Raw genomic sequence first — 23,518 nt, forward strand, 5'->3', positions numbered from 1 at the left:
CGGAGGGGCTCGTCTGCGAGAGTGGTCGTCGATGTCACGCGCAGAGTCGGCCGACGAGGCCTCCGAGGCGTCCCCCAAGGACCGCTTCGTCACCGTCTACGGGCGCAAGCCGGTCCTCGAGGCGCTCTCGGACCCGGCGCTGCAGGTCGACAAGGTGGTGCTCGCCGAGGGCGCCGACCCGCGCGCCGTCCGGCCTCTCCTCGACGCCGCCCGCGACCGCGGGATCCCCGTCCGCCGGGCTTCGGCCCAACGGGTGAAGGTGCTCGCGGGCAACGGCCGGCAGGACCAGGGCGTGGTGGCCGACGTCGTCGCGCCGGGGATGCGGACGGTGGAGCGGTTCACGGCGTCGCTGGGTCCCGACTCCCCGGCCCGGGTGCTGGTCCTCGACGGGCTGACGAACCCGGCGAACGTCGGGATGATCCTGCGCTCGGCGACGGCGGCCGGCCTCTCCGGGGTGCTCCTGCCCCGGCGCGGCGCCCCGTCGATCGACCCGCTCGTGGTGAAGGCCTCGGCCGGGGTGGCGTTCCACGCGCCGGTGCTGCGGGCGGGGACGGCGGCGGCCGGGCTCGCGGCGCTGGCCGAGGCCGGCTTCGTGCTGCTGGGCCTCGACGGGGACGGGCGGTCGTCGCTGTTCACCGTGGAGCTGCCCGAGCGGGTGGCGATCGTGGTCGGGGGCGAGACCGACGGGCTGACCGAGGACGTCCGCGGCGAGCTGCACGACACCGTCGCCGTGCCGATGGCGGCCGGGGTGGAGTCGTTGAACGCGGCGTGCGCGGCGACGTTGGCCTGCTTCGAGCTCGCCCGCCGGTGACGTCAGCGGTGTCGCATCGCAGACACCGGACGTCCGGAAGCCACACCGTCACCGGCCGTAGGGGTTGTCAGGAAAGCCACGTTCCTGACACTGGGTGTCCGGAGATCGGCGTTGACGCCCCGCCGCCGGCGCCGGGTCCGCACGACCTGCGCCGAACCGGCCCCGCCCGGCGTCGTGCTCGCCTAGATTCGGTCGCGGTCGCGGTTCCTCCCGCCGCGCCGGCAGCGAGGTCCTGACGGCGGGAGGTGCGGCATGAGCGTGGCGGCGAACGAGGTCGTCCCGGAACCCGTGGGAGGCGGGCCCGGGGCGTCGGCGGGCGCCGCGCCCGCGCGGCTGCGGCCGCGGGCAGCCTCGCCCGGCGCGGCGCCGACCCGGGCCCGGCGGATGGACATCCGTCCGCTCCCCCGGCTCCGGCCCCTCGCCGAGGTGCTGGCGGAGCTGGGCACGATCCCCGACGAGGTGCCGCCGGAGCGCGCGGACCCCGACCCGGCGGCCGGCGGTCCGGCATGGGACGCGGCCCTGGAGGCGGCGTGCGGCCAGGTCGGGCCGCTGGCCGTCGCGCTGCTCACCGCGGTGGCCGAGGTCGTGGACGGGCGCCGGCCGCTCGGGCACCTCGCCCGGCTGTGTCCGCCGGCGCTGGTCGAGCGGGTGCGGGCCGGTCTCGGGCGGGTCCGGCCCGGGTTCCCGCGGGGTGCGCGGGTGCGGGGCCTGCGGTTGTGCCCCGTGGTGGGGTCGCCGGGGCCGGACGGTGTCCCCGGCCTGGCCGTCGAGGTGGCCGCGGCGCTGGCGGGCGAGGGCCGGGCGCGGGCGGCGGTGGCCCGCTTCGAGCTCGACGCGTCGCGCACCTGGCGGGCCACCGAGCTCGCCGTGCTGTGAGCAGCGACGCCGTGATCATCGCGGCGCGGAGGCCGCCGGCAGCGAGGGGCACACCAGGCAGCGTCAGCAGCGATGGGCGCGGCCTGATGTGCTCCTGACCACTGCGCGCGGAGGCCGCCCAGCAGCGAGGGGCACACCAGGCAGCGTCAGCAGCCCGTAGCGCAGCCTGACGTGCCGCTCGGCGTCCCCGTCAGCCGCGCGCGGGCGCCCCGTGGCACTGCTTGTACTTACGCCCGGAGCCGCAGGGGCAGGGGGCGTTGCGCGACGGGGTCTCGACGCGCCGGGCCTGGTTCGGGTTGGCCGCCGCCCGGCGCCCGTTCCCGCCGGGGCCGCGGCCCGCGGCGGCGTGCCCGTCCTCGTCCGGCCCGGAGTAGTTGAGCTGCTGGGGACGCTGCCCGCCGAGGCCGGCGCCGCGGAAGGCGTTCGGCGCCTGCCCGCCGCCGAGCTGCGACATCGCGGGCCCGGCCGAGGTCGGCGCGTCCTGCGGCGACGCCTGGTTCGGCGGCGGCGGCGCGTGCCGGCCGCGGCGCCCCGTCGGGATGCCGCGCCCACGCCCGCCGTCGGGACCCGCACCGTTGCCGGGCACGCCCGGCTGCTGGGGCCGGGGCGGGGCGGGGGGCATCGACGCGGCCGGGATGGCGGCCGTGGGCTCGAAGCCGGGGCGACGGGAATCCGGCGGCACCATCGCCGGGCGGCCCGGTCCCTGCGGCGGCACCGGACCGGCCGGACCGGCCGGCCGCGGCGGGGCACCGACCGGAGCGGCGCCGGCCGTCGAGAGCGTGCGCGGGTCGGGGTCGCCGGGACGGATCGCCGGCTGGGTGGCCGTCTCGGTGGTCGGGTTGGCGCCGGGGACGGCGTCGACCGGGGCGATCTCCTCGACCTGGATCGTCAGGTTGAACAGGAACCCGACGGACTCCTCGCGGATGCCCTCCATCATCGCGGAGAACATCTCGAAGCCCTCGCGCTTGTACTCGATCTTCGGGTCGCGCTGGGCCATCGCCCGCAGCCCGATGCCCTGCTTGAGGTAGTCCATCTCGTACAGGTGCTCGCGCCACTTGCGGTCGAGCACGGAGAGGATCACCTGGCGCTCGAGCTCGCGCATCCCGCCCTGCGGCACGAGGGCGTCGATCTCCTCCTCGCGGCGCTTGTAGGCCGCGAGCGCGTCCTCGGTGAGGACGTCGACGAGCAGGTCGCGGTCGACGTCGTCGTGCTCCTCGACGACGTCGCGCCACGACACCGAGACCGGGAAGAGCTGGCCGAGCCCCTCCCAGAGCTTCTCGAGGTCCCAGTCCTCGCTGTAGCCCTCGGCGGTGGCGCCGTCGACGTACGCCGTGACGACGTCGACGATCATGTTCTCCATCTGCTCGGACAGGTTCTCCCCGTCGAGCACGCGGCGGCGCTCGTCGTAGATCACCGTCCGCTGCTGGTTCATGACCTCGTCGTACTCGAGGATGTCCTTGCGGATCTCGAAGTTCTGCTGCTCGACCTGGGTCTGCGCGCTGCGGATCGCCCGGGACACCATCTTCGCCTCGATGGGCATGTCCTCGGGCAGGTTGAAGCGGGTCATGATCGTCTCGACCATCGCCCCGTTGAACCGCCGCATGAGCTCGTCGCCCAGCGAGAGGTAGAAGCGCGACTCGCCGGGGTCGCCCTGACGGCCGGAGCGCCCGCGGAGCTGGTTGTCGATGCGTCGCGACTCGTGGCGCTCGGTGCCCAGGACGTAGAGGCCGCCGGCCTTCTTGACCTCGTCGCCCTCCCGGGCGACCTCGTCCTTGACGCGGGCGAGGGTGTCGTCCCAGGCCGCCTCGTACTCCTCGCGGGTCTCGACCGGGTCGAGGCCCTTCTCGCGCAGGCGCAGGTCGGCCAGGAAGTCGGGGTTGCCCCCGAGCACGATGTCGGTACCGCGACCGGCCATGTTCGTCGCGACCGTGACGGCCCGACGACGGCCGGCCTGGGCGATGATCCCGGCCTCCTGCTCGTGGAACTTCGCGTTCAGCACCGAGTGCTCCACGCCGCGCTGGGTGAGCAGCCGGGCCAGGTACTCCGAGCGCTCCACGCTGGTGGTGCCGATCAGCACCGGCTGGCCGCGCTCGTAGTGCTCGGCGACGTCGTCGGCCACCGCCTCGAACTTCGCCGCCTCGGTCTTGTAGACGAGGTCGGGCTGGTCGACGCGCTGCGGCGGCTTGTTGGTCGGGATGGTGACGACGCCGAGCTTGTAGGTCTTGGAGAGCTCCGCGGCCTCGGTCTGGGCCGTACCGGTCATCCCGGCGAGCTTCTCGTAGAGCCGGAAGTAGTTCTGGAGCGTGATCGTCGCGAGGGTCTGGTTCTCCTGCTTGATCTCGACGGCTTCCTTGGCCTCGATCGCCTGGTGCAGGCCCTCGTTGTAGCGCCGGCCCGCGAGCACGCGGCCGGTGAACTCGTCGACGATCAGGACCTCGCCGTCGCGGACGATGTAGTCCTTGTCCTTGAGGAAGAGCTCCTTGACCTTGATCGCGTTGTTCAGGTAGCCGACCAGCGGGGTGTTGGCCGCCTCGTAGAGGTTCTCGATCCCGAGCTGGTCCTCGATGAACGAGACGCCGTCCTCGGTGACGCCGACGGTCTTCTTCCGCTCGTCGACCTCGTAGTGGACGTCCTTGGTCATCTTCGGCGCGAGGCGGGCGAACTCGGTGTACCAGCGGGCGCTCTGCTCGGCGGGCCCGGAGATGATCAACGGGGTGCGGGCCTCGTCGATGAGGATCGAGTCGACCTCGTCGACGATCGCGAAGACGTGCCCGCGCTGCACGCACTCGGCCTTCGACCACGCCATGTTGTCGCGCAGGTAGTCGAAGCCGAACTCGTTGTTCGTGCCGTACGTGATGTCGGCGGCGTAGGCCGCGCGGCGCTCGTCCGGGGGCATCTCGGCGTAGATCGCGCCGACGGTCAGGCCGAGGAAGCGGTGGACCCGGCCCATCCACTCGGAGTCGCGGCGCGCCAGGTAGTCGTTCGTGGTGACGACGTGGACGCCCTCGCCGGTGATGGCGTTGAGGTAGGCGGGCAGCGTCGAGACGAGGGTCTTGCCCTCACCGGTGCGCATCTCGGCCACGTTGCCCAGGTGCAGCGCGGCGCCGCCCATGAGCTGGACCCGGTAGTGGTACTGCCCCAGGGTGCGGCGCGCGCCCTCGCGGACGACCGCGAACGCCTCGCCGAGCAGGTCGTCGAGGGACTCGCCGTCGGCGTAGCGGTCGCGGAACTCCTGGGTCTTGCCGCGCAGCTCGGCGTCGGAGAGAGCCTCGACCTCCTCGGCGAACGTGTCGACGTAGTCCGCGATCGCCCCGAGACGCTTGACCGTCCTCGCCTCGCCCGCCCGCAGCAGTCGGTTCAGCACCACGATGGGTGACCTCGCTCGTCCTCGTCGCTGGCTCTTGTCGTCCCCGGCACGGCGCTGGCACGCGCGCGCCGACTCCCCATGGTAAGCGCGCCGGACACGGCGACGGCCCGGGGCGGGACCCGCCCCGGGCCGCGCGCCGGCTCAGACCAGCGAGATGACGCCGTAGTCGTAGCCGCGACGGCGGTAGACCACGCTCGGGCGTCCCGAGGACTTGTCGGAGAACAGGAAGAAGTCGTGGCCGACGAGCTCCATGTGCGAGAGCGCGTCGTCGACCGTCATGGGCACGCCCTCGTGCTCCTTCACGCGGGCGATGCGGCCGGGGCCGTCACCGTCGACGTCGCGGCCGAAGCGGTCGTCGAGCGCCTCGCGGGCGGCGGGGACGGCGCCGTCGGGCAGGAACCCGTGACCGGCGTCCTGGTCCTCGGCGGGGTCCTCCCGCAACGCGGTCGGCAGGGCCTCGTCGAGCTCGGCACCCGAGGAGGGCAGGACCTCGGCGGGGCCTCCCACGCCGACGGCCACACGGCGGCGCCCGGCCTTGTGCAGGCGGCGGTCGTGGGCGCGGCGCAGCCGTTCCTCGAGCCGCTGGACGGCGAGGTCGAGCGCCGAGTAGAAGTCGCCGGCACAGCCGACGGCCCGCACCACGGGCCCCCGTCCGCGTCCGGTGATCTCGATGCTCTGGCAGGTCTTCGACCGGCGCGGGTTGTTCTCGTGGGAGAGTTCGACGGACAGCCTGATGATCTTGTGGTCGTAACGCCCGAGTCGGGCGAGCTTGTCGGTCGTGTGGTCGCGGAAGTGCTCCGGGACCTCGACGTTGCGGCCGCAGATGACGATCTCCACATCAACTCCCGAGGGAAGAAGGAGCGACGCCACGATCGGCCCTGCGCATGGCCTCGGGTCCTCGGGGGCGAAGACCCGGGCCGGGTGGGAGGGGGTGGATGCGCCTCCCGGAGAGCCGTGGCGTCGCGGTACGACGTTCGCGCCTCCTCTCGGTCTGCCTGACCGGTGAGGTGCGCCACGGTACTGACTCCCAGGGGTGTCCGGAAGGTGTCGAGTGGGCGGCCGCCGGGTCGAGGGAATCCCACGCCCGGACCAACGCGAGGCGTGCGGGGTGGGACGCGTGGGGTGCCTGCCACGCGGGTGAGTGGGAGGGGTGTCCGGCCGGCCCCGGACGCCGCGCGTGGCGGCGCCCCGCCGGGCACGCGCAGCCGTCGGGCACCGACCGCGGTGATCGTCAGGACGAGGTCCACGGGCAGCCCCGCTGCCGCCAGCGCGGCGGCGCAGGCGGCCGCCGTCGCGCCCGTGGTCAGGACGTCGTCGAGGAGCACGACGGGACCGTGCGGCCCCGGCGACACGGACGCCGCGCCCGGCCGGACGCGCAGGTGGGCCGCGAGGTTGGCCGCCCGGGCGGCGGCGTCGAGGCCGACGGAGTCCCGGGCGCGGCGGGAGAGGGCGAGGGCGGGCACGACCTCCCCGTGCCCGTCGCGGGCGAGCCGGTGGGCGAGGCGCAGCATGTGGTCGCCGCCGCGGGCCCGGGCCGCGGCCGGCCGCGAGGGCGCGGGCACGAGCAGCGCGCCGCTCCCGACGAGCCCGGTGAGCGCGGCCCCCAGCGCGGCGGCCAGCGGGACCGCGAGGTCGCGCCGCCCGCGCTCCTTGTAGGCGATGACGGCGTGCCGGGCGGCGCCGGTGTAGGGCGCGAGCGCCATCGCCGGCGGCAGGTCGGGCCGCTCGGGGGCGGGCAGGGGCCGTCGCAGCGCGTCGCGGCACGCGGGGCAGAGCCCGGCACCCGGCGGGACGACGGCCCCGCAGCCGCCGCAGGGCGCGGGGAGGACCAGGTCGACGAGGGCCCGGAGGAGTCGCGTGAGCACGTCGCCAGGTTGGCGCGGCCGGGCCCCGTGGAGCACGCGGCCGGGTTCCGGCCTGGGGATGACCGGGGGGCGCGGTGCCGGTGTGGACGACCGGCTGCTCCGGATGCCCGGGGCGACGCTGACGCGCGGGTGGTCGCTATCCCGCGTACGCGGGCACCGACGAGTTCGACCCGCCCGGCACCGAGCGCCACACGTCTCCCCCGTCGGACCCGTCGGCGGGCAGCGACCACAGCCCGCCCTGGTCGACGACGAGTGTCGGGCGGTTCGCGGCGGCGGCGACCGCGGTGACCGGCGGGGTGAGGTTGGTCGTGGGCCCGTCGTCGAGGTCCAGCCCGTCGGCCGAGGCGATCTGCACCGGGTGGCCCGCCGCGGACCCCACCGCGACCAGCCGGTCGGTCTGCGACCAGCTCACGTCGGCGACGCCCGCGAGCGCCTCCCCGGCCGGCCCGGGGCGCAGCACGCGCACCGCGCCGAGCTGCGCGCCGCCGCCGGCGTCGCGGACCACCGTCGCGAGCACGACCCGGCCCCCCGCGACCAGCGCGACCTTGGTGCCGTCCGGGGAGAGCCGCAGGGCGGTGACCGGGCCGAGGCCCGACAGGGGGGTGGTGTCGAGCCCGACCGGGGTGAGCACCGGCGAGTCCGGGGACGACCCGTTGCGCACGGCCCGCACCGGCCGGCCGTCCACGACGGTCCAGACCTCGGCGGCGTCCGGGGTCCACGAGGGCCGCGTCATCGTCGTCCCGGTGATCGGCGTCGGCGACACCGCCGCCCCGACCCGCCCCACGGACAACCGCATCGTCGTGCCCTCCAGCCCGACGACGGCGACGTCGCGCCCGTCCGGTGAGTAGCTCGCGCTGCGGGCGTCGGTGACGCCGGTGACGAGGTCGGGCGCGGCGGGCCGGCCGGGATCGGATCCGCTCGTCGGGTCCTGCGGGACGGCGCGCACCCGCCCCCCGGTGACGACGAGGGCCGTCGCCGTCGCGGTGTCCGCGGTGGGGCGGACGCTGGGCAGGTCCTCGCGCTCGCGGACGGCGGGCGGGAGGCCGGCCAGGACGTCCTCGACCCCGAGCTGCGGGCGCCCGTCGAGCAGCGGGGCCCCGTCGACGGTCAGCTGGACCCGGTCGACGCCCACCCCGGCGAGGGTGAGCACGACCTGCTGCGCGATCTCGGTGCGCCGCGCCTCGTCGAGGGCGCCCACCGGGCCGACGTGGGTGAGGTCGACCGTGGCGACGCCGTCCGAGGTCATGCCGACCGCCGAGCGCAGCAGCGTCCCGGGCGGCAGCGCGGAGAGCGCGGCGCCGCGCAGGCCGTCGGAGGGGCCGGAGAAGAGCTCGTCGAGGACCCGCGCGGGCACGGACCGCACGGGGCTGGTCGCGAGGTAGCGGGTCTCCCCCACCGGCGCCCCGCCGACCGCCGCCAGGTACCAGACCCGCACCGGCCGGGTGTTCGCGCGCAGGTCCGAGCGCCGCACGATCGTGCCGGCCGGCAGCGAGGAGATGCGCCAGACGCCGTTGTCCTCGGTGAGCCCGACGGTGACGTCGACGGTGCCCGGGTCGGCGACGAACGCCCCGTCCGGGCGCAGGACCCCGAGCTTGTCGGCGCGGACCCGCACCGAGGCGGTCCCGGCCTGCCCGCTGCCCGGGGAGAACACGGTGTCGACCCGGTCGTCGACCACGGTCGGCGACGACCCGTCGTCCCACGACCCGGCCGCAGCCGGTGCGAGGAACGCCCGCGCGGCGCTGTGGCGCTCGGCGGTGGCGCCCGAGGCGTTGATCCAGCCGCGGACGATCTCGAGCGGCTGTGCGCCCCGGTTCGGGCCGGGCGGCGCGCTGGGCTCGGCCGGGTCGCCGACCCGGCGCAGCACGGTCACGTCGGACGACCCGGGCACCGTCGCACACCCGGCGAGCAGCAGGGCCACGAGGCCGAGCACGGCGGCCAGGAGGCGCCGCTTCACCGGGCCTCCCCGCGCCCCGACACCGCCCCCGGCCGGCCGGGCCCGGTGGCTCCGTCCCCGCCGTCGCCGTCGATGCCCCCGTCGTCGAGGCCGTCGTCGTCGAGACCGTCGTCGCCGAACCCGTCGTCCCCGGTACGCGTCGCGGGGATCTCGCCGGTCGGCGGCGGCAGCGCGGTGCCCGTGGTGACCGCGGCCTCGTGGATGCCGGGCTCGGCGTCGGCGGGCGCGCCCGTGACCGGGATGAGCGGCAGCGGACTGGTGCGCAGCAGGTCGCCCGCCGTGCGCGGCAGCGTCAGCCGGAACACCGCGCCGTGGTCCGTCTCGCCCCACGCCTGCAGCCAGCCGCCCTGCAGCCGGGCGTCCTCGAGGCTGATCGCGAGGCCGAGCCCCGTCCCGCCGCTGCGGCGCTGGCGGGACGGGTCGGCCCGCCAGAACCGGTTGAACACCAGGCCGGCCTCGCCGGGCTTGAGCCCGACGCCGTGGTCGCGCACCACCACCGCCACCGCGTGGTCGTCGGCGGCGACGCGGACCTCGATCGGCCGGGACTCGCCGTGGTCGATCGCGTTGGCCAGCAGGTTGCGGAGGATCCGTTCGACGCGGCGGGGGTCGACCTCGGCCTCGGCGGGCTCGGTGAGGTCGAGCAGCAGCGGGGTGGCGGTGTCGTCGACGAGGTGGCGGACGGTCTCGGCCGAGCGCCGCACGATGTCGCGCAGGTCGACGCGTTCGACGGCGAGCTCGGCGACGCCGGCGTCGAGCCGGCTGATCTCCAGCAGGTCGCCGAGCAGCGACTCGAAGCGGTCGAGCTCGTCGACGAGCAACTGGGCCGAGCGCCGCGCGACCGCGTCGAGATCCTCCGCCTGGTCGTGGAGCACCTCGGCCGCCATGCGCACCGTCGTCAGCGGGGTCCGCAGCTCGTGGCTCACGTCGGAGGTGAAGCGCCGCTGCAGCGCGCCGAACTCCTCGAGCTGGTGGATCTGCTGCTGGATGCTCGCGGCCATCTCGTTGTAGGACTCGGCGAGCCGGGCGACCTCGTCGTCGCCGTAGACCGGCATGCGCTCGTCGAGGTGCCCGTCGGCGAACCGCTCGGCGACGTCGGCGGCCTGGCGGACCGGGCGCACCACCTGCCGGGTGACGATGCTGGAGATGCCGGCGAGCAGCCCGAGCAGCGCGAGTCCCGCGAGGGCGAGCGTGGACTGGATGAGCGCGAGGGTCCGCTGCTCCGCCGAGAGCGGGAAGACCAGATAGAGCTGCAGGTTCCGGCCGGCCGTGCGCACCGGCTGCCCGACGATGAGCGCCGGCACCCCCGCGCCGCCGCCGGAGGGCACCGTCACGTACTTGGTCGCCAGGAACCCCTTGAGCACCGGGTCGCGCAGCTGCGGGGGCACGACGTCGGCCGGTCCCGACGACCGGTCCTCCTCCCCCGGCATGGTGGTGCCGGTGGTGCTGGTGGTGCCCACCGGCTCGGTCCCGGCGACGAGGACCGCCTCGAACGCGCCGGCGTCGCGGGAGTCGGCGCCGGAGCCCAACGACGTGAGCCGGTCGAGGGCGTCGTCGAGCGTGCTCTGGGTGCCGTCGCGGTCGGGGTCGACGCGGGCGAGGTCCCGCTCGAGGTTCTGCCGGCTGATGTCGGCCTGGACGAGCGCCGCCTGCTGCTTGCCCTGGAGCAGGCGGTCGGCGATCTGGGTCTGCAGCACGAGCCCGAGCACCAGCACGACGACGCTGGACATGGCGACCGTGGACAGCACGACGCGCAGCTGCATCGAGCGCCGCCACAGCACCCGCACCGCGCCGACCCGCTCGGCGAGGGCGAGCTCGACGCGGCGCCGCAGTCCGGCGATCCGGTCAGCCACTCCTGCCCACCGGGTGGATCAGGGGGGCCCGGCCTTGTAGCCGACGCCGCGGACGGTGAGCACCACCTCGGGGTGCTCCGGGTCCTTCTCGACCTTCGAGCGCAGCCGCTGGACGTGCACGTTCACCAGCCGGGTGTCCGCCGCGTGCCGGTAGCCCCAGACCTGCTCGAGCAGCACCTCGCGGGTGAAGACCTGCCGGGGCTTGCGGGCGAGCGCCACGAGCAGGTCGAACTCCAGGGGCGTCAGCGGGATCGGCGACCCGCCGCGCCGGACCTGGTGGGCGGGCACGTCGATCGTCACGTCGCCGATCTGCATCTGCTCGCTGGGCTCGGCCGGGAACTGCCGCAGCCGCGCCCGGATGCGGGCGACGAGCTCCTTGGGCTTGAACGGCTTGACGATGTAGTCGTCCGCGCCGGACTCCAGGCCCAGCACGATGTCCACCGTGTCGGTCTTCGCGGTGAGCATCACGACCGGGACGCCCGACTCCGCGCGGATCGCCCGGCAGACGTCGATCCCGTTCATGCCCGGGAGCATCAGGTCGAGCAGCACGAGGTCCGGGGCGGACTCCCGCACGGTGGGCAGTGCCTCTGCCCCGTCGGACACGACGGTCGTGTCGAAACCCTCGCCCTGCAGGACGATCGTCAGCATCTCGGCGAGCGAGGAGTCGTCGTCCACGACGAGGATTCGCGAGCTCATGTCTCAATGGTGTCACTTCTCACCGACGATCCGGGAGCGAACTCCGCGGTCAGCACGGCATCCATCACTGAGTCAGCCGTACGGGTGAGTGCTTTGTCCCCCGAATGCCGATTTTCGGCCACCCACCAGCGGCACCACCAGTGCCGCTGCGCGAGTTCGTCGTACACCTGCGCGCATCGTTGCTGGAGCGACGCATCGGCCTCGAAGCCGTCCGGGTCGCGGTCGGGGGTGGCGCGGGCCCGCTCGCGGACCCGCTCGGCGGCGAGGTCGGGCGGGACCCGGACGAGGACCTGGGCGTCCGGGGCGGGCACCCCGAAGCGCCCGACCTCGGTCTCGTGGACCCACGCGGCGAACTCCCCGACGCCCTGGCGCAGGCGGGCCGAGCCGTAGGCGGCGTTGGAGGCGACGTAGCGGTCGACGAGGACGAGGTCGTGCGTGGCGCGGAGGTCGGCGAGCTCGCCGGCGGCGTCGCGCCGGTCGAGGGCGAACAGCAGGGCCATCGCGTGCACCGATGCGGCGGTGTCGCCGTGCTGCCCGTGCAGCGCCTCGCCGGCGAGAGCGGCGTGGACGTCGTCGTCGTAGCGGGGGAACGCGAGGGTGGCGACCGAGGCCCCCCGCGCGCGGGCGGCCCGGCCGAGCGCGTCGACGAGCGTCGCCTTGCCCGCCCCGTCGAGTCCCTCGACCGCCACCATGACACCCACGGGGAACCACGCTAGCCAGCGACGGGGTGTGACCGGGGTGGGAGGTGGGGGTGGGCGGGCCGGCGCGATGATCAGGAGCACAGGGGGCAGACCGGGCGGCCGCGAAACCTGCTCCACGTGCCCCTCGCCGCCGGCCGGGAACGAGCGAAGGGCCCCTCCGCTCGGATAGATCGAGCGAAGGGGCCCTTCGGTCAGCTCAGCCCGTGGCGGCGCCCACCGGAACGCTTACCGCGGCCACTCAGTAGCGGTAGTGCTCCGGCTTGTACGGGCCCTCGACGTCGACGCCGATGTACTCGGCCTGCTCCTTGGTGAGCTTGGTCAGCTCGGCACCCAGGGCCTCGACGTGCACCCGGGCGACCTTCTCGTCGAGGTGCTTCGGCAGGCGGTACACGCCGATCGGGTACTCACCGGGCTTGGTGAAGATCTCGATCTGCGCGATCGTCTGGTTCGCGAACGAGTTCGACATGACGAAGCTCGGGTGGCCGGTGGCGTTCCCGAGGTTCAGCAGCCGGCCCTCGCTCAGGATGATGATCGAGTGGCCGTCGTTGAACTTCCACTCGTCGACCTGCGGCTTGATGTTGATCCGCTGGGCGTCGCCCGACTTCTCGAGCCGCTCCATCTGGATCTCGTTGTCGAAGTGGCCGATGTTGCCCAGGATCGCCTGGTGCTTCATCCGCTTCATGTGGTCGAGGGTGACGATGTCCTTGTTGCCGGTCGTCGTGATGACGATGTCGGCCTGCTCGATCACGTTGTCGAGCGTCTGGACGTCGTAGCCCTCCATGAGCGCCTGGAGCGCGCAGATCGGGTCCGACTCGGTGACGGTGACGCGGGCGCCCTGGCCGGCCAGCGACTCGGCCGAGCCCTTGCCGACGTCGCCGTAGCCGCAGATCACGGCGCGCTTGCCGGAGATCAGCACGTCGACCGCGCGGTTGATGCCGTCGACGAGCGAGTGGCGGCAGCCGTACTTGTTGTCGAACTTCGACTTGGTGACCGAGTCGTTGACGTTGATCGCCGGGAACAGGAGCTTGTCCTGGTCGAAGAACTCGTACAGGCGGTGGACGCCGGTGGTGGTCTCCTCGGTGACGCCCTTGATGCCGGACGCGACCTTGGTCCAGTGCTGCGGGTCCTCGGCGAGCGAGCGGCGCAGCGTCTCGAGGACGACGCCGTACTCGGCCGGGTCGTCGGCCTCGGTCGACGGCACCACGCCGGCCTTCTCGAACTCGACGCCCTTGTGGACGAGCATCGTGGCGTCGCCGCCGTCGTCGAGGATCATGTTCGGGCCGCGGGTGTCGGCGTCGCGCCACGCGAGCATCTGCTCGGCGCACCACCAGTACTCCTCCAGCGTCTCGCCCTTCCAGGCGAAGCAGGAGATGCCCTGGGGGTTGTCCGGGGTGCCGTTCGGGCCGACGACGACGGCCGCGGCCGCGTGGTCCTGCGTGGAGAAGATGTTGCAGGAGGCCCAGCGGACCTCCGCGCCGAGCGCCGTGAGGGTCTCGATGAGGACCGCGGTCTGGACGGTCATGTGCAGCGAGCCGGAGATGCGCGCGCCGTGCAGCGGCTTCGCCTCGGAGTACTCCCGGCGCAGCGCCATCAGGCCCGGCATCTCGTGCTCGGCCAGCCGGATCTCGCGGCGGCCGAAGTCGGCCTCGCCGAGGTCCGCGACGGCGTAGTCGATCCCGTTCTTCTCGGCGTACTTCTCGTGCGTCGTCCCTACTGCTGCCATGACTCCTCGTCCGTGTCGTGTCGGTCGGTCGATGGTCGAGGGGTCCGTACCCCCGATGGCCGGGAACGAGACACGCCCGCCACCGGGCCCGGGGACACGGTCGACCACCATCCGGAGGCGCCCTTGATGGTGCGGAGCCATGCCGAGCGTGGCGGACACGACCGGTCCGTTGCAGCGCCACTCGACAGCTCCGTCGCACACGTGTGCGAGCTGTTTGCCGTGCTCCCATGCCATCACGGCCCGTCGGGACGGTCAAGACGGGACGCCGGGCGCCACCTGAGCCCGGGCGCGGTCCCCGCTGGTCGCCGCCGGGGACGGTCGGCCCGCTATGAGCGGGACCACGCACTCTGTATGACCCGGGCCACAAGAGCCGTAGGCTCGTCCGGCCCGCCCCGTGACGTGCCCAGGAGGCCCCCGCCGTGCTCGGACAGATGCAGACCACGCCACTGGCCCTGCCCCACGTGTTCCACCGCGCCGAGCAGCTCTTCGGGCACAAGACACTGACCGGGGTCGGCGTCGGGGGTGCCGTCACGACGACGACCTACGCGGACTGGGCGACGCGGGTGCGGCGGACCGCCGCCGCCCTGGACAAGCTCGAGATCCCGCACGACGCCCGCGTCGGGACGTTCTGCTGGAACACCCCCACCCACCTCGAGCTCTACTTCGCGGTCCCCTGCAGCGGCCGGGTGCTGCACACGCTGAACATCCGGCTGTTCGCCGAGCAGCTCGTCTACATCGTCAACCACGCCGACGACGACGTCGTCTTCGTCGACCGGTCCCTCTTCGGCCAGCTCTGGCCGCTCGCGGACCAGATGCCGCACGTGCGGAAGTTCGTCGTGATCGACGACGGGTCCGACACCGCGGTGCCCGAGGACGAGCGCATCGTCGACCACGCCGAGCTGCTCGCCTCGGTCGAGCCCCATGCCGGCCGCTTCGTCGTCGACGACGAGAACCGGGCCGCCGCCATGTGCTACACGTCCGGCACCACCGGCAACCCCAAGGGCGTCGTCTACTCCCACCGCTCGACGGTGCTGCACTCCATCTCGGTGCTCATCGCCGACGTCGCCGGGCTGGTGGAGCGCGACGTCGTGCTCCCGATCGTCCCGATGTTCCACGCGAACGCCTGGGGGACGCCGTACGCCGCGGTCTTCGCGGGCGCCTCGCTGGTGATGCCGGGCCCGAACATGGTCCCGAAGGCGATCGCCGGGATGCTGCGCGACCACGACGTCACCCTCACCGCCGGCGTCCCGACGATCTGGATGGGCGTGCTGCCCGAGATCACCCGCGAGGACGTGCCGCACCTGCGCCTGCTGCTCTGCGGCGGGTCCGCGGTGCCGCGCTCGCTCTCCGAGTCCTACCGGGAGAAGATCGGCCTGCCGATCACGCAGGCCTGGGGCATGACCGAGACCAGCCCGATCGCGACGACGGGCATGCTCCGCTCGATCCACGACGGCCTCTCCGACGACGAGCTCGCCGACGTCCGCGCGACGGCGGGCAGCCCGGCGCCGCTGGTCGACCTGCGCCTCGCCGACCCCGACACCGGCGAGATCCAGCCGTGGGACGGGGTGTCCTCGGGTGAGCTCCAGGCCTCGGGGCCGTGGATCGCGGACTCGTACTACCTCAACGAGGACGGCGGCAAGCAGTTCACCGCCGACGGCTGGCTGCGCACCGGTGACGTCGCGGTGATCGACCGCTACGGCTACGTCAGGCTCGTCGACCGGACCAAGGACCTCGTGAAGTCCGGCGGCGAGTGGATCTCCTCGGTCGACCTGGAGAACGAGATCATGGCGATGCCCGAGGTCGCCGAGGCCGCCGTCATCGCGATCCCCGACGAGAAGTGGTCGGAGCGCCCGCTCGCCTGTGTCGTGGTGCGGGACGGCAGCTCGCTGACCGCCGAGCAGGTGCGGGAGTACCTGCTCACGCGGGTGGCCAAGTGGCAGGTCCCCGACGACGTCGAGTTCATCGACGAGGTGCCCAAGACCTCGACCGGGAAGTTCTCGAAGAAGACGCTGCGCGAGAAGTTCGTCGGGTAGGTACCTGCGGCCCCGTGAGCAGCGGGCGACACCCCCTGCTCACGGGCCGCGGGGCGCACCTACACGGACGTCGTCACGCTCGTCTCCTCGCCGCGCTCGCGCTTGCCGAGCACGGAGTTGCGCCGCGAGTAGACGAAGAAGACCACGACGCCGACCGCCATCCACACGATGAAGCGGACCCACGTGCCGGCGCTGAGGTTGAGCATCAGCCACAGGCACGAGATCACGGCGAGCGTCGCGACGACGGGCAGCGCCTTCACGGTGAAGCTGCGCTGCAGGTGGGGCTGCCTCACCCGCAGCACCCACGTGCCGACCGCGACGAGCACGAACGCGAACAGCGTGCCGATGTTGACCATCTCCTCGATGGTCGTGGTCGGGACGAAGCCCGCGATGACGGCGCAGACCACACCGATGATGATCGTGATGGTGCTCGGCGTGTCGTAGCGGCCGGTCCGGGCGAGGCCCCGCGGGAGCAGCCCGTCGCGGCTCATCGCGTAGAACACGCGGCTCTGCCCGAGCATGAGCACGAGGACCACCGTGGTCAGGCCGGCGAGCGCGCCGACCGCGATGATCGTCGACGCCCAGTCCGCCCCGACGAGCGTGAACGCGTCGGCGAGCGTCTTGTTCTGCCCGTCGGGGGTGCTCTTGAGCTGCGTGTAGTTGACCATCCCGACGAGGACCAGCGACGTCGCCACGTAGAGCACGGTGACCACGGCCAGCGAGCCGAGGATGCCGCGGGGCAGGTCCTTCTGCGGGTTCCGGGTCTCCTCGGCGGTCGTCGAGACCGCGTCGAACCCGATGAACGCGAAGAACACCAGCGAGGCGCCCGCGAGCAGGCCGAACCCGCCGTAGGTGCTCCCTTCGCTGCCGACCAGCAGCGAGAGCAGCGAGGACTCCAGGCCGCTCGAGCCCTCCGCCGGCGGCTGCGACGGCGGGATGAACGGGCTGTAGTTGGCGGCCTTGATGAACGTCGCGCCGGCGATGATCACGAAGAGCACCACGAGCAGCTTGATCGCGGTGATGATCGTGGACACCCGGCTGGAGAGCTTGATGCCCAGCACCAGCACGACGGTCAGCGCCGCGATGACGAGGACCGCGCCCCAGTCGACCTCCACCGAACCCACGTCGAAGGACGTCGAGTCGCCCAGGCCCAGCACTCCGAAGATCTTGCCGAGGTAGCTCGACCAGCTCTTCGCGACGGTGGCCGCGCCGAGCGCGTACTCCAGGATCAGGTCCCACCCGATGATCCAGGCGATGAACTCGCCGAAGGTCGCGTAGGAGAACGTGTACGCGCTGCCGGCCACCGGCACCGTCGAGGCGAACTCCGCGTAGCAGAGGCCGGCGAACCCGCAGGCGATCGCCGCGATGACGAACGAGATCGCGATCGACGGCCCGGCGACGTCGCCCGCCGTGCGCGCGGTGATGGTGAAGATGCCCGCGCCGATCAGGACCGCGACGCCGAAGATCGTCAGGTCGAGCGCGCCGAGCTCACGGCGCAGCTTGCTGTCCGGCTCGTCGGTGTCGGCGATCGACTGCTCGACCGACTTGGTCCGGAAGAGACTCCCCGTTCCCGAAGGACTCGTGGGACCCGCCATGTCCGCCCCCTTTCGTACGGTCACTCGTCAGATGTCCACCTGTGCGGTGACCGGGACCATACTCAGGGTGACGCCTCGTCGCTGCCCTCCTCGCGGCGCGTCGTCGGCCGGGGGATGTCGGCCGACGAATTCGGCCGGGGACGTCGGCCGGGGACGTCGGCCGGGGGTCAGGGCGTCGGGTCGAGCGCGGGGTCGATCCCGTCGTCGGAGCCGGTGCGGTCGAGGTCGGGCTCGAGGTAGACCAGCCGTGCCTGCGGGACGGCGTCGCGCAGCCGGGCCTCGGCCGCGTCGATCGCGGCCGCGACCTCCTCGGTCGGCAGGCTCCCCGGCACCGCGATCTTCGCGGCGACGAGCAGCTCCTCCGGCCCGAGGTACTGGGTGCGCAGGTGGATGACCCGCTCGACGGGGCCGCCGACGAGCGCCGAGGTGATGGTGGTGCGCAGCGGCGGCGGCGCGCCCTCCCCGATGAGCAGGCTCTTCGTCTCCACGATGAGGATCACCGCGATGACGCCGAGCAAGGTCCCGATCGCGATGGTGCCGACGGCGTCCCAGACCGGGTCGCCGGTGGCCACGGTCAGCCCGACACCGGCGAGGGCGAACACGAGGCCGACCAGCGCCCCGGTGTCCTCGAGCAGCACCACCGGCAGCTCGGGGTTCACCGACTGGCGGATGAAGCCCCACCACGTGGCGTCGCCCTTGAGCTCGCGGGACTCGTGCACCGCGGTGCGGAAGCTGTAGCCCTCGAGCGCGAGCGCCACGACGAGGATCACGATCGCGACGAGGGGACTCTCCAGCTCCTCGTGGGCGGAGAGCTTGTGCACGCCCTCGTAGATCGCGAAGACCGACCCCAGGCTGAACAGCAGCAGCGCGACCACGAACGAGTAGAAGAACCGGTCGCGCCCGTAGCCGAAGGGGTGCTCGGGGGTCGCCGCCCGCGAGGCCCGCCGGCGCCCGAAGAGCAGCAGGCCCTGGTTGGCCGTGTCGGCGACCGAGTGGACGCCCTCGGCGAGCATCGACGACGAGCCCGTGATCGCGAAGCCGGCGAACTTCGCCAGCGCGATGCCCGCGTTCGCCGACAGGGCGGCGATGATCGCCCTCGAGCCTCCGGATGCGGACACCGCGACCTCCCAGCCGACGAAACGGGACGGACCGGACGTCTGGTGGCCCGGCCCGCGGCAATCTAGCCGTCCGCGTCGTCGGCGTCGTGGCCCCCGGTCCACCCGTCGCCGGCGGCGAACACCAGCGCGTGCCCGGGCGTGGCCTCGACCGTCACCACACCGTCGGCCGCGGGCACCCACACCGCCCGCCCCTGCGCCAGCGCCTTCGACCGGCCGGAGGCGTCGCGCAGCTCCGCGTCGCCGCGCACGACGACCACGATCCGGGGGCCGTCGATGCCCAGCTCCACCGGGCCGTCGTCGGGGCCCACGTCGAGGCGCACGAGCCGGAAGTGGTCGCTCGGGGCGGTGAACACCGACCGGGGCCCCTCGCGCCGCGGCGCGATGACCGGCGGCGGGCCGCACCGGAAGTCGAGGATCCGCAGCAGCTCCGGGACGTCGACGTGCTTGGGGGTGAGCCCGGCGCGCAGCACGTTGTCGGAGTTCGCCATCAGCTCGATGCCGCACCCGGACAGGTAGGCGTGCGGCGAGCCGGCGGGCTGGAAGAGGCACTCCCCCTCGGCGAGCACGACCCGGTTCAGCAGCAGCGCGGCGAGCACGCCGGCGTCGCCGGGGTAGCGCTCCCCGAGGTCGAGCAGGGTCCGGACCTCGCGCTCGAACTCCCCGCCCGGTGCCCCGGGCGAGCCGGGGGTCTTGGCGAGCCGGACGCAGCCGTCGAGCAGCGCCGGGACCAGCTCGTCGACGATGCGCTGGGGCAGGGTGATCCACGTGGTGAACAGCGCCCGGAGGCCGTCCGGGCCTGGCTGGGCGGCGAGCAGCTCGGTGTGGTGGGCGAGCTGGTCGACCTCGAGGGCGCGCAGCAGCCGGACCGTGACGACGGCGTCCCGGAAGCCGGCGAGGGCGTGGAACTCCTCCAGCGCGCAGAGGATCTCCGGCTTCGGCAGCGGGTCGCGGTAGTTGCGGTCGGGGGCGTCCTGCGGCACGCCCGAGGCCTCCTCCCGGGCGAAGCCGGCGGCGGCCTGCTCCGCGGAGGGGTGGGTCTGCAGGCTCAGCGGCTCGTCGGCGGCGAGGACCTTGAGCAGGAACGGCAGGCGCCCCTGCCAGCGCCCGGCCCGGGCGGGGCCGAACGTCCCCTCGGGGTCGGCGGCGAGGGCGTCGAGGAGCGTGCGGTCGGCGGCGTGCTCGACGAGCCGCGACGGGGCGTCTGCGTGGGCCCCCAGCCAGAGCTCGGCCTGGGGGTGGGGCGACGGGACGGGCTCACCGAGCAGCGCCGCGATGTGGGTGCGCGAGCCCCACGCGTAGGGGCGCACCGTCCCCTCGAGCAGTTCCACGTCTCCCCCTCCCACTGCTGGTGTGGCAGTGCTGGTGTGGCGGTACCGCGGTGGCGGCCGGGCCCGCGGCGTGCGGTGCGCCCGGCGGGTCGGCGACCGGCCCGGGTCACCCGGCGCCGACGCCGGGCCGGGCGCTGCCCGCCGGGTCGGCTCCGGCGGTGCCGGTCGCGAGGCCCAGGTAGAGGGCCGCGAGGTCGAGGCGCAGGCCCAGCACGGCGGCCCGGACGGCGTCGTGGCCGGGGGTGTCGCCCGCGGAGTCGACGTCGTCGAGCTCGAGCGTGTCCCCGACCGGCCACCGGCGCAGGGCCTCCTCGGCGAGCCGGCGGGTGCCCAGGTCCTCCCGGACGGAGACGACGACGAGGCGCGGCGGCGGTGCGTCGCCGCCGGGGTCGTCGAAGGGGTCGGCGAAGATCGAGTCCTCGGCCGCGCCGGACTCCAGCCGGGCCGAGAGCGCGGGCACCGCCACGGCGCCGGCGACCGAGCCCGCGTGGGCGACCACACCGGCATGGGCGGCGAGGACGACGGCGCCGTAGCCGGCGAGGGCGGTGGCGACCGGCTCGGTGCCCCACAGCAGCGGGGTGTGCTCGGCGAACCGCAGCGCGAGGGCCTTGGCCGGCGCGACGAACGCCTCGTGGCGGGGGCCGCTGCGCTCGGCCTCGTCGTCGAGCCGGTCGGCGAGGCCCTCGCCGTCGACGTCGAGCAGGCCCAGCGCCCGCGTCGTCGCGAACGTGGCCGCGAGGTCCGTCGCGGCCGACAGTCCCTCGACGCCGGGGATGCGGGGCACCACCTGCATCGCGCGCCCGCCCGCGGCCGCCGCGGCGGGGCCCTCGGCGGGACCCGTGAGCACGACGTGGGCGTTGCGCCGGACCGCGCGGTCGACCGCCTCGGCCACCTGGGCGTCGGCCGGGTCCCGCTCCGAGCCGCGGTGGGAGACCACGACGACGTCCAGCGGGCCCAGCCACGGCGGGGCCACCTCGCTGACGACGACGGGGCACGGGCACGTCGGCGCGAGCAGCGCCGCGACCATCCGCGCGGCCGCGTACTCGGTGCCCGGCCGCGCGAGCAGCACCAGCGCCCGGGGCCGCAGCCCGTCGAGGGGACCGCCCGAGCCGACGCCGACCTCGGCCGCCGCGGCCCACGTCGCCCGCACCTGGGCGCCCGCGGTCGCCGCCGCGCGCAGCAGCCCCGACCGGTCGGTGTCGAGCAGCCGGCCGGTGTCCTCGAGCAGTGCCTCGTCGAGCACGGCGCTCACCCGTCCGCGGTCGCCGCGGCGTCGTGCTCCGGCCCGCCGGTGGCCTCGGAGAGCAGGAGGACGGGGATCCCGTCGGTGACCGGGAAGCGCCGGCCGCAGCTCTGGCAGGTCAGCGCGGCGGCCGCCGGGTCGTCCGGGGTGCCGGGGCGCAGCTCGCCGTGGTCGGGCGCCGGGCAGGCGAGGATCTCCAGCAGCACCGGGTCGAGGCCCAGGGGGCCGGCGCCGGTCACCCCCGCACCACCGCGAGCACCTCGTCGCGCAGGGCGGCGACGGCGTCGGCGTCGGAGGCCTCGACGTTCAGGCGCAGCAGCGGCTCGGTGTTCGAGGGGCGCAGGTTGAACCAGTCGCCGTTGGCGAAGGTCACGGTCAGCCCGTCGAGGGTGTCGGTGGTGACGTCCTCGCGGTCGCCGTAGGTCTGCTCGACCTCGGCGATCTTCGCCTGCGGGTCGTCCACGGTGGAGTTCACCTCGCCGGACGCGGCGTAGCGCGAGTACTGCGCCATGAGCTCGGAGAGCGGCTTGTCCTGCTCCCCGAGGGCGGCCAGCACGTGCAGGGCGGCCAGCATCCCGGAGTCGGCGCGGAAGAAGTCGCGGAAGTAGTAGTGCGCGGAGTGCTCGCCGCCGAAGATCGCGCCGGTCTGGGCCATCGTCGCCTTGATGAACGAGTGGCCCACGCGCGAGCGCACCGGGGTGCCGCCGGCCTCGGAGATGATCTCGGGGACCGCGCGGGAGGTGATGAGGTTGTGGATCACCGTCCCGCGCGGCTCCTTGGCCAGCTCCCGGGTGGCGACGAGGGCCGTGATCGCGCTCGGGCTGACCGCCTGGCCCTTCTCGTCCACGAGGAACACCCGGTCGGCGTCGCCGTCGAAGGCGAGCCCGGCGTCGACGCGGTTCAGGGTGGAGACCTCGCGCTGCAGGTCGACCAGGTTGTCCGGGTCGAGCGGGTTGGCCTCGTGGTTCGGGAAGCTGCCGTCCAGCTCGAAGTAGAGCGGGTAGACCTCGATGGGCAGCGGGTCCAGGACGGCGGGGACGGTGTGGCCGGCCATGCCGTTGGCGGCGTCGACCACCACCGACATCGGCCGCACGCCCGAGAGGTCGACGAGCCCGCGCAGGTACTCGGCGTAGTCGGCGAGGACGTCGCGCTCGGTGATCGTGCCGGGCTGCGCGGCCGGCTCGGCGCCGGCGGCCGCACCCGGCCCCTGGTCGAGCAGCGCGGCGATCTCGTCGAGCCCGGTGTCCTGCCCCACGGGGCTCGCGCCCGCCCGGCACAGCTTGATGCCGTTGTAGCGCGCGGGGTTGTGGCTCGCGGTGAACATCGCGCCGGGCGCGTCGAGCGCCCCGGACGCGTAGTACAGCTCGTCGGTGCTGGCCAGGCCGATCTTCACGACGTCGACGCCCTGGCTCGTCACGCCCTCGGCGAACGCGTCCGAGAGCTCCGGCGACGACTCCCGCATGTCGTGCCCCACGACGACGCCGTTGGCCGGCACCCCGCCCTGCTCACCGATCAGCAGCTGGGCGAACGCGGCGCCCACGTCGCGCACGAAGGCGGCGTCGAGCTGCTCGCCGACGAGGCCGCGGATGTCGTAGGCCTTGATCGTCTCGCTGACCACGCGGGCACGCGCGGCGTCCGCGGTCTCGGTGCTGCTCACGTCGCCCAGCGTATCGGCCGGGACCGACGACGCGCGGGTCGGCGGGCACCCATTGGGGTGGGCGGTCGGGCGCCGTGACGGCGCGCCGGTCAGGAGCCCGAGGGGTCGGGCAGCACCCGCAGGTGGGCGCGCCGCCCGGTGCCCGCGACCGCCCCGAACGGGCCGGTGTGGCCCACCGCCTCGCTCGGCGGCTCGGCCCGCCCGGCCTCGCGGACCGCCTCGGCGAGCGCGGTGAGGTCGTCGGCCGAGGGCTCGGACGGGAAGTCGCCCTCGTAGCGCACGACCTCCCATCCGCGGGGGGCGGTGAGGCGCAGGGCGTGGTGCTCGCAGAGGTCGTACGAGTGCGGCTCCGCACTGGTCGCCAACGGACCCACGACGGCCGTCGAATCGGAGTAGACGTACGTCAGCGTGGCGACGGCCGCCCGGCCGCACCCGGTCCGTGAGCACTTCCGCACTCCTCGCACGACGCAGGACGATAGTCGCCCCGGGGCGGCGGGCCGGGCAGGCGCGCTCGGCGCGTCGGGGGTCGGTCGTCACCGGCCGGTCACCTCGTCGTCGCCCGGGGGGTGGGCTCGGTCGGCCGTGCCCGGGGTCGGCCGCGTGGGCGCCCGGGCTGGTCCAGGTGCTCGTGATCGTGGGAGGGGGCCGTTCTCCTTGATCAGCAGCACACTGCGCGCGCCGGGCGGTCATTCGGGCTACCC

17 protein-coding genes are annotated in these 23,518 nt (G+C 74.1%); 3 read left to right on the forward strand and 14 right to left on the reverse strand.

Annotated features, from left to right (window positions below; translation table 11 throughout):
• Nucleotides 1-31: 31 nt before the first annotated feature.
• The gene (locus tag HH311_RS13330; RefSeq protein ID WP_169184150.1) at nt 32-811 is read left to right on the forward strand and encodes an RNA methyltransferase; all 780 of its coding nucleotides are present in this window, start codon (nt 32-34) and stop codon (nt 809-811) included.
• Nucleotides 812-1,063: 252 nt separating this feature from the next.
• On the forward strand, nt 1,064-1,687 hold the full coding sequence (locus HH311_RS13335) for an Rv3235 family protein (protein WP_169184151.1): 624 nt from the start codon (nt 1,064-1,066) through the stop codon (nt 1,685-1,687).
• A 190-nt stretch (nt 1,688-1,877) separates the two neighbouring features.
• Here the strand turns inward: HH311_RS13335 and secA are convergent, their stop codons facing one another.
• The 7 genes from secA to ahcY all read right to left on the reverse strand — a co-directional run bounded on the left by secA (nt 1,878) and on the right by ahcY (nt 13,843).
• The gene (secA, locus tag HH311_RS13340) at nt 1,878-5,054 is read right to left on the reverse strand and encodes a preprotein translocase subunit SecA (RefSeq protein WP_169184152.1); all 3,177 of its coding nucleotides are present in this window, start codon (nt 5,052-5,054) and stop codon (nt 1,878-1,880) included.
• Nucleotides 5,055-5,195: 141 nt separating this feature from the next.
• Nucleotides 5,196-5,891, reverse strand: a complete 696-nt coding sequence (hpf, locus tag HH311_RS13345) for a ribosome hibernation-promoting factor, HPF/YfiA family (RefSeq protein ID WP_169184153.1) — start codon at nt 5,889-5,891, stop codon at nt 5,196-5,198.
• A gap of 1,164 nt (nt 5,892-7,055) precedes the next feature.
• The gene (locus HH311_RS13350) at nt 7,056-8,873 is read right to left on the reverse strand and encodes an LpqB family beta-propeller domain-containing protein (RefSeq protein ID WP_169184154.1); all 1,818 of its coding nucleotides are present in this window, start codon (nt 8,871-8,873) and stop codon (nt 7,056-7,058) included.
• On the reverse strand, nt 8,870-10,723 hold the full coding sequence (mtrB, locus tag HH311_RS13355) for an MtrAB system histidine kinase MtrB (RefSeq protein WP_312030121.1): 1,854 nt from the start codon (nt 10,721-10,723) through the stop codon (nt 8,870-8,872). The genes HH311_RS13350 and mtrB overlap by 4 nt, the downstream gene beginning before the upstream one ends.
• Before the next feature lie 18 nt (nt 10,724-10,741).
• Nucleotides 10,742-11,419 (reverse strand): MtrAB system response regulator MtrA, encoded by a 678-nt coding sequence (gene mtrA, locus HH311_RS13360; protein WP_169184155.1) that lies wholly within the window; start codon nt 11,417-11,419, stop codon nt 10,742-10,744.
• The gene (locus HH311_RS13365; protein WP_169184156.1) at nt 11,416-12,120 is read right to left on the reverse strand and encodes a dTMP kinase; all 705 of its coding nucleotides are present in this window, start codon (nt 12,118-12,120) and stop codon (nt 11,416-11,418) included. The genes mtrA and HH311_RS13365 overlap by 4 nt, the downstream gene beginning before the upstream one ends.
• 238 nt (nt 12,121-12,358) lie before the next feature.
• Complete coding sequence (gene ahcY / locus HH311_RS13370; RefSeq protein ID WP_169184157.1) at nt 12,359-13,843, reverse strand: adenosylhomocysteinase; 1,485 nt, start codon at nt 13,841-13,843, stop codon at nt 12,359-12,361.
• A gap of 419 nt (nt 13,844-14,262) precedes the next feature.
• Between ahcY and HH311_RS13375 the strand changes: the two genes are divergently transcribed.
• Nucleotides 14,263-15,876 carry a long-chain fatty acid--CoA ligase gene (locus HH311_RS13375; protein WP_312030122.1) on the forward strand — a complete coding sequence of 538 codons (1,614 nt, stop codon included), beginning with the start codon at nt 14,263-14,265 and terminating at the stop codon, nt 15,874-15,876.
• Between the two features lie 59 nt (nt 15,877-15,935).
• Here HH311_RS13375 and HH311_RS13380 read toward each other — a convergent pair whose 3' ends face one another.
• From HH311_RS13380 to HH311_RS13410, 7 genes are all read right to left on the reverse strand, one after another.
• Complete coding sequence (locus tag HH311_RS13380; RefSeq protein WP_169184158.1) at nt 15,936-17,471, reverse strand: amino acid permease; 1,536 nt, start codon at nt 17,469-17,471, stop codon at nt 15,936-15,938.
• Nucleotides 17,472-17,638: 167 nt separating this feature from the next.
• Complete coding sequence (locus tag HH311_RS13385) at nt 17,639-18,589, reverse strand: cation diffusion facilitator family transporter (RefSeq protein WP_169184159.1); 951 nt, start codon at nt 18,587-18,589, stop codon at nt 17,639-17,641.
• A 62-nt stretch (nt 18,590-18,651) separates the two neighbouring features.
• Nucleotides 18,652-19,917 carry a mannose-6-phosphate isomerase, class I gene (gene manA, locus HH311_RS13390; protein WP_169184160.1) on the reverse strand — a complete coding sequence of 422 codons (1,266 nt, stop codon included), beginning with the start codon at nt 19,915-19,917 and terminating at the stop codon, nt 18,652-18,654.
• A gap of 106 nt (nt 19,918-20,023) precedes the next feature.
• Nucleotides 20,024-21,169 (reverse strand): hypothetical protein, encoded by a 1,146-nt coding sequence (locus tag HH311_RS13395; protein WP_312030123.1) that lies wholly within the window; start codon nt 21,167-21,169, stop codon nt 20,024-20,026.
• Nucleotides 21,166-21,399, reverse strand: a complete 234-nt coding sequence (locus HH311_RS13400; RefSeq protein ID WP_312030124.1) for a Trm112 family protein — start codon at nt 21,397-21,399, stop codon at nt 21,166-21,168. The genes HH311_RS13395 and HH311_RS13400 overlap by 4 nt, the downstream gene beginning before the upstream one ends.
• Nucleotides 21,396-22,817: a phosphomannomutase/phosphoglucomutase gene (locus HH311_RS13405; protein WP_396027440.1), complete on the reverse strand. Its 1,422-nt coding sequence runs from the start codon at nt 22,815-22,817 to the stop codon at nt 21,396-21,398. The genes HH311_RS13400 and HH311_RS13405 overlap by 4 nt, the downstream gene beginning before the upstream one ends.
• Nucleotides 22,818-22,906: 89 nt before the next feature.
• Nucleotides 22,907-23,272 carry a DUF3499 domain-containing protein gene (locus tag HH311_RS13410; RefSeq protein ID WP_169184266.1) on the reverse strand — a complete coding sequence of 122 codons (366 nt, stop codon included), beginning with the start codon at nt 23,270-23,272 and terminating at the stop codon, nt 22,907-22,909.
• Nucleotides 23,273-23,518: the final 246 nt, after the last annotated feature.

Origin of the sequence: Actinomycetospora sp. TBRC 11914 (genome assembly GCF_012933465.1) — a bacterium.
Taxonomy (GTDB): Bacteria; Actinomycetota; Actinomycetes; order Mycobacteriales; family Pseudonocardiaceae; genus Actinomycetospora.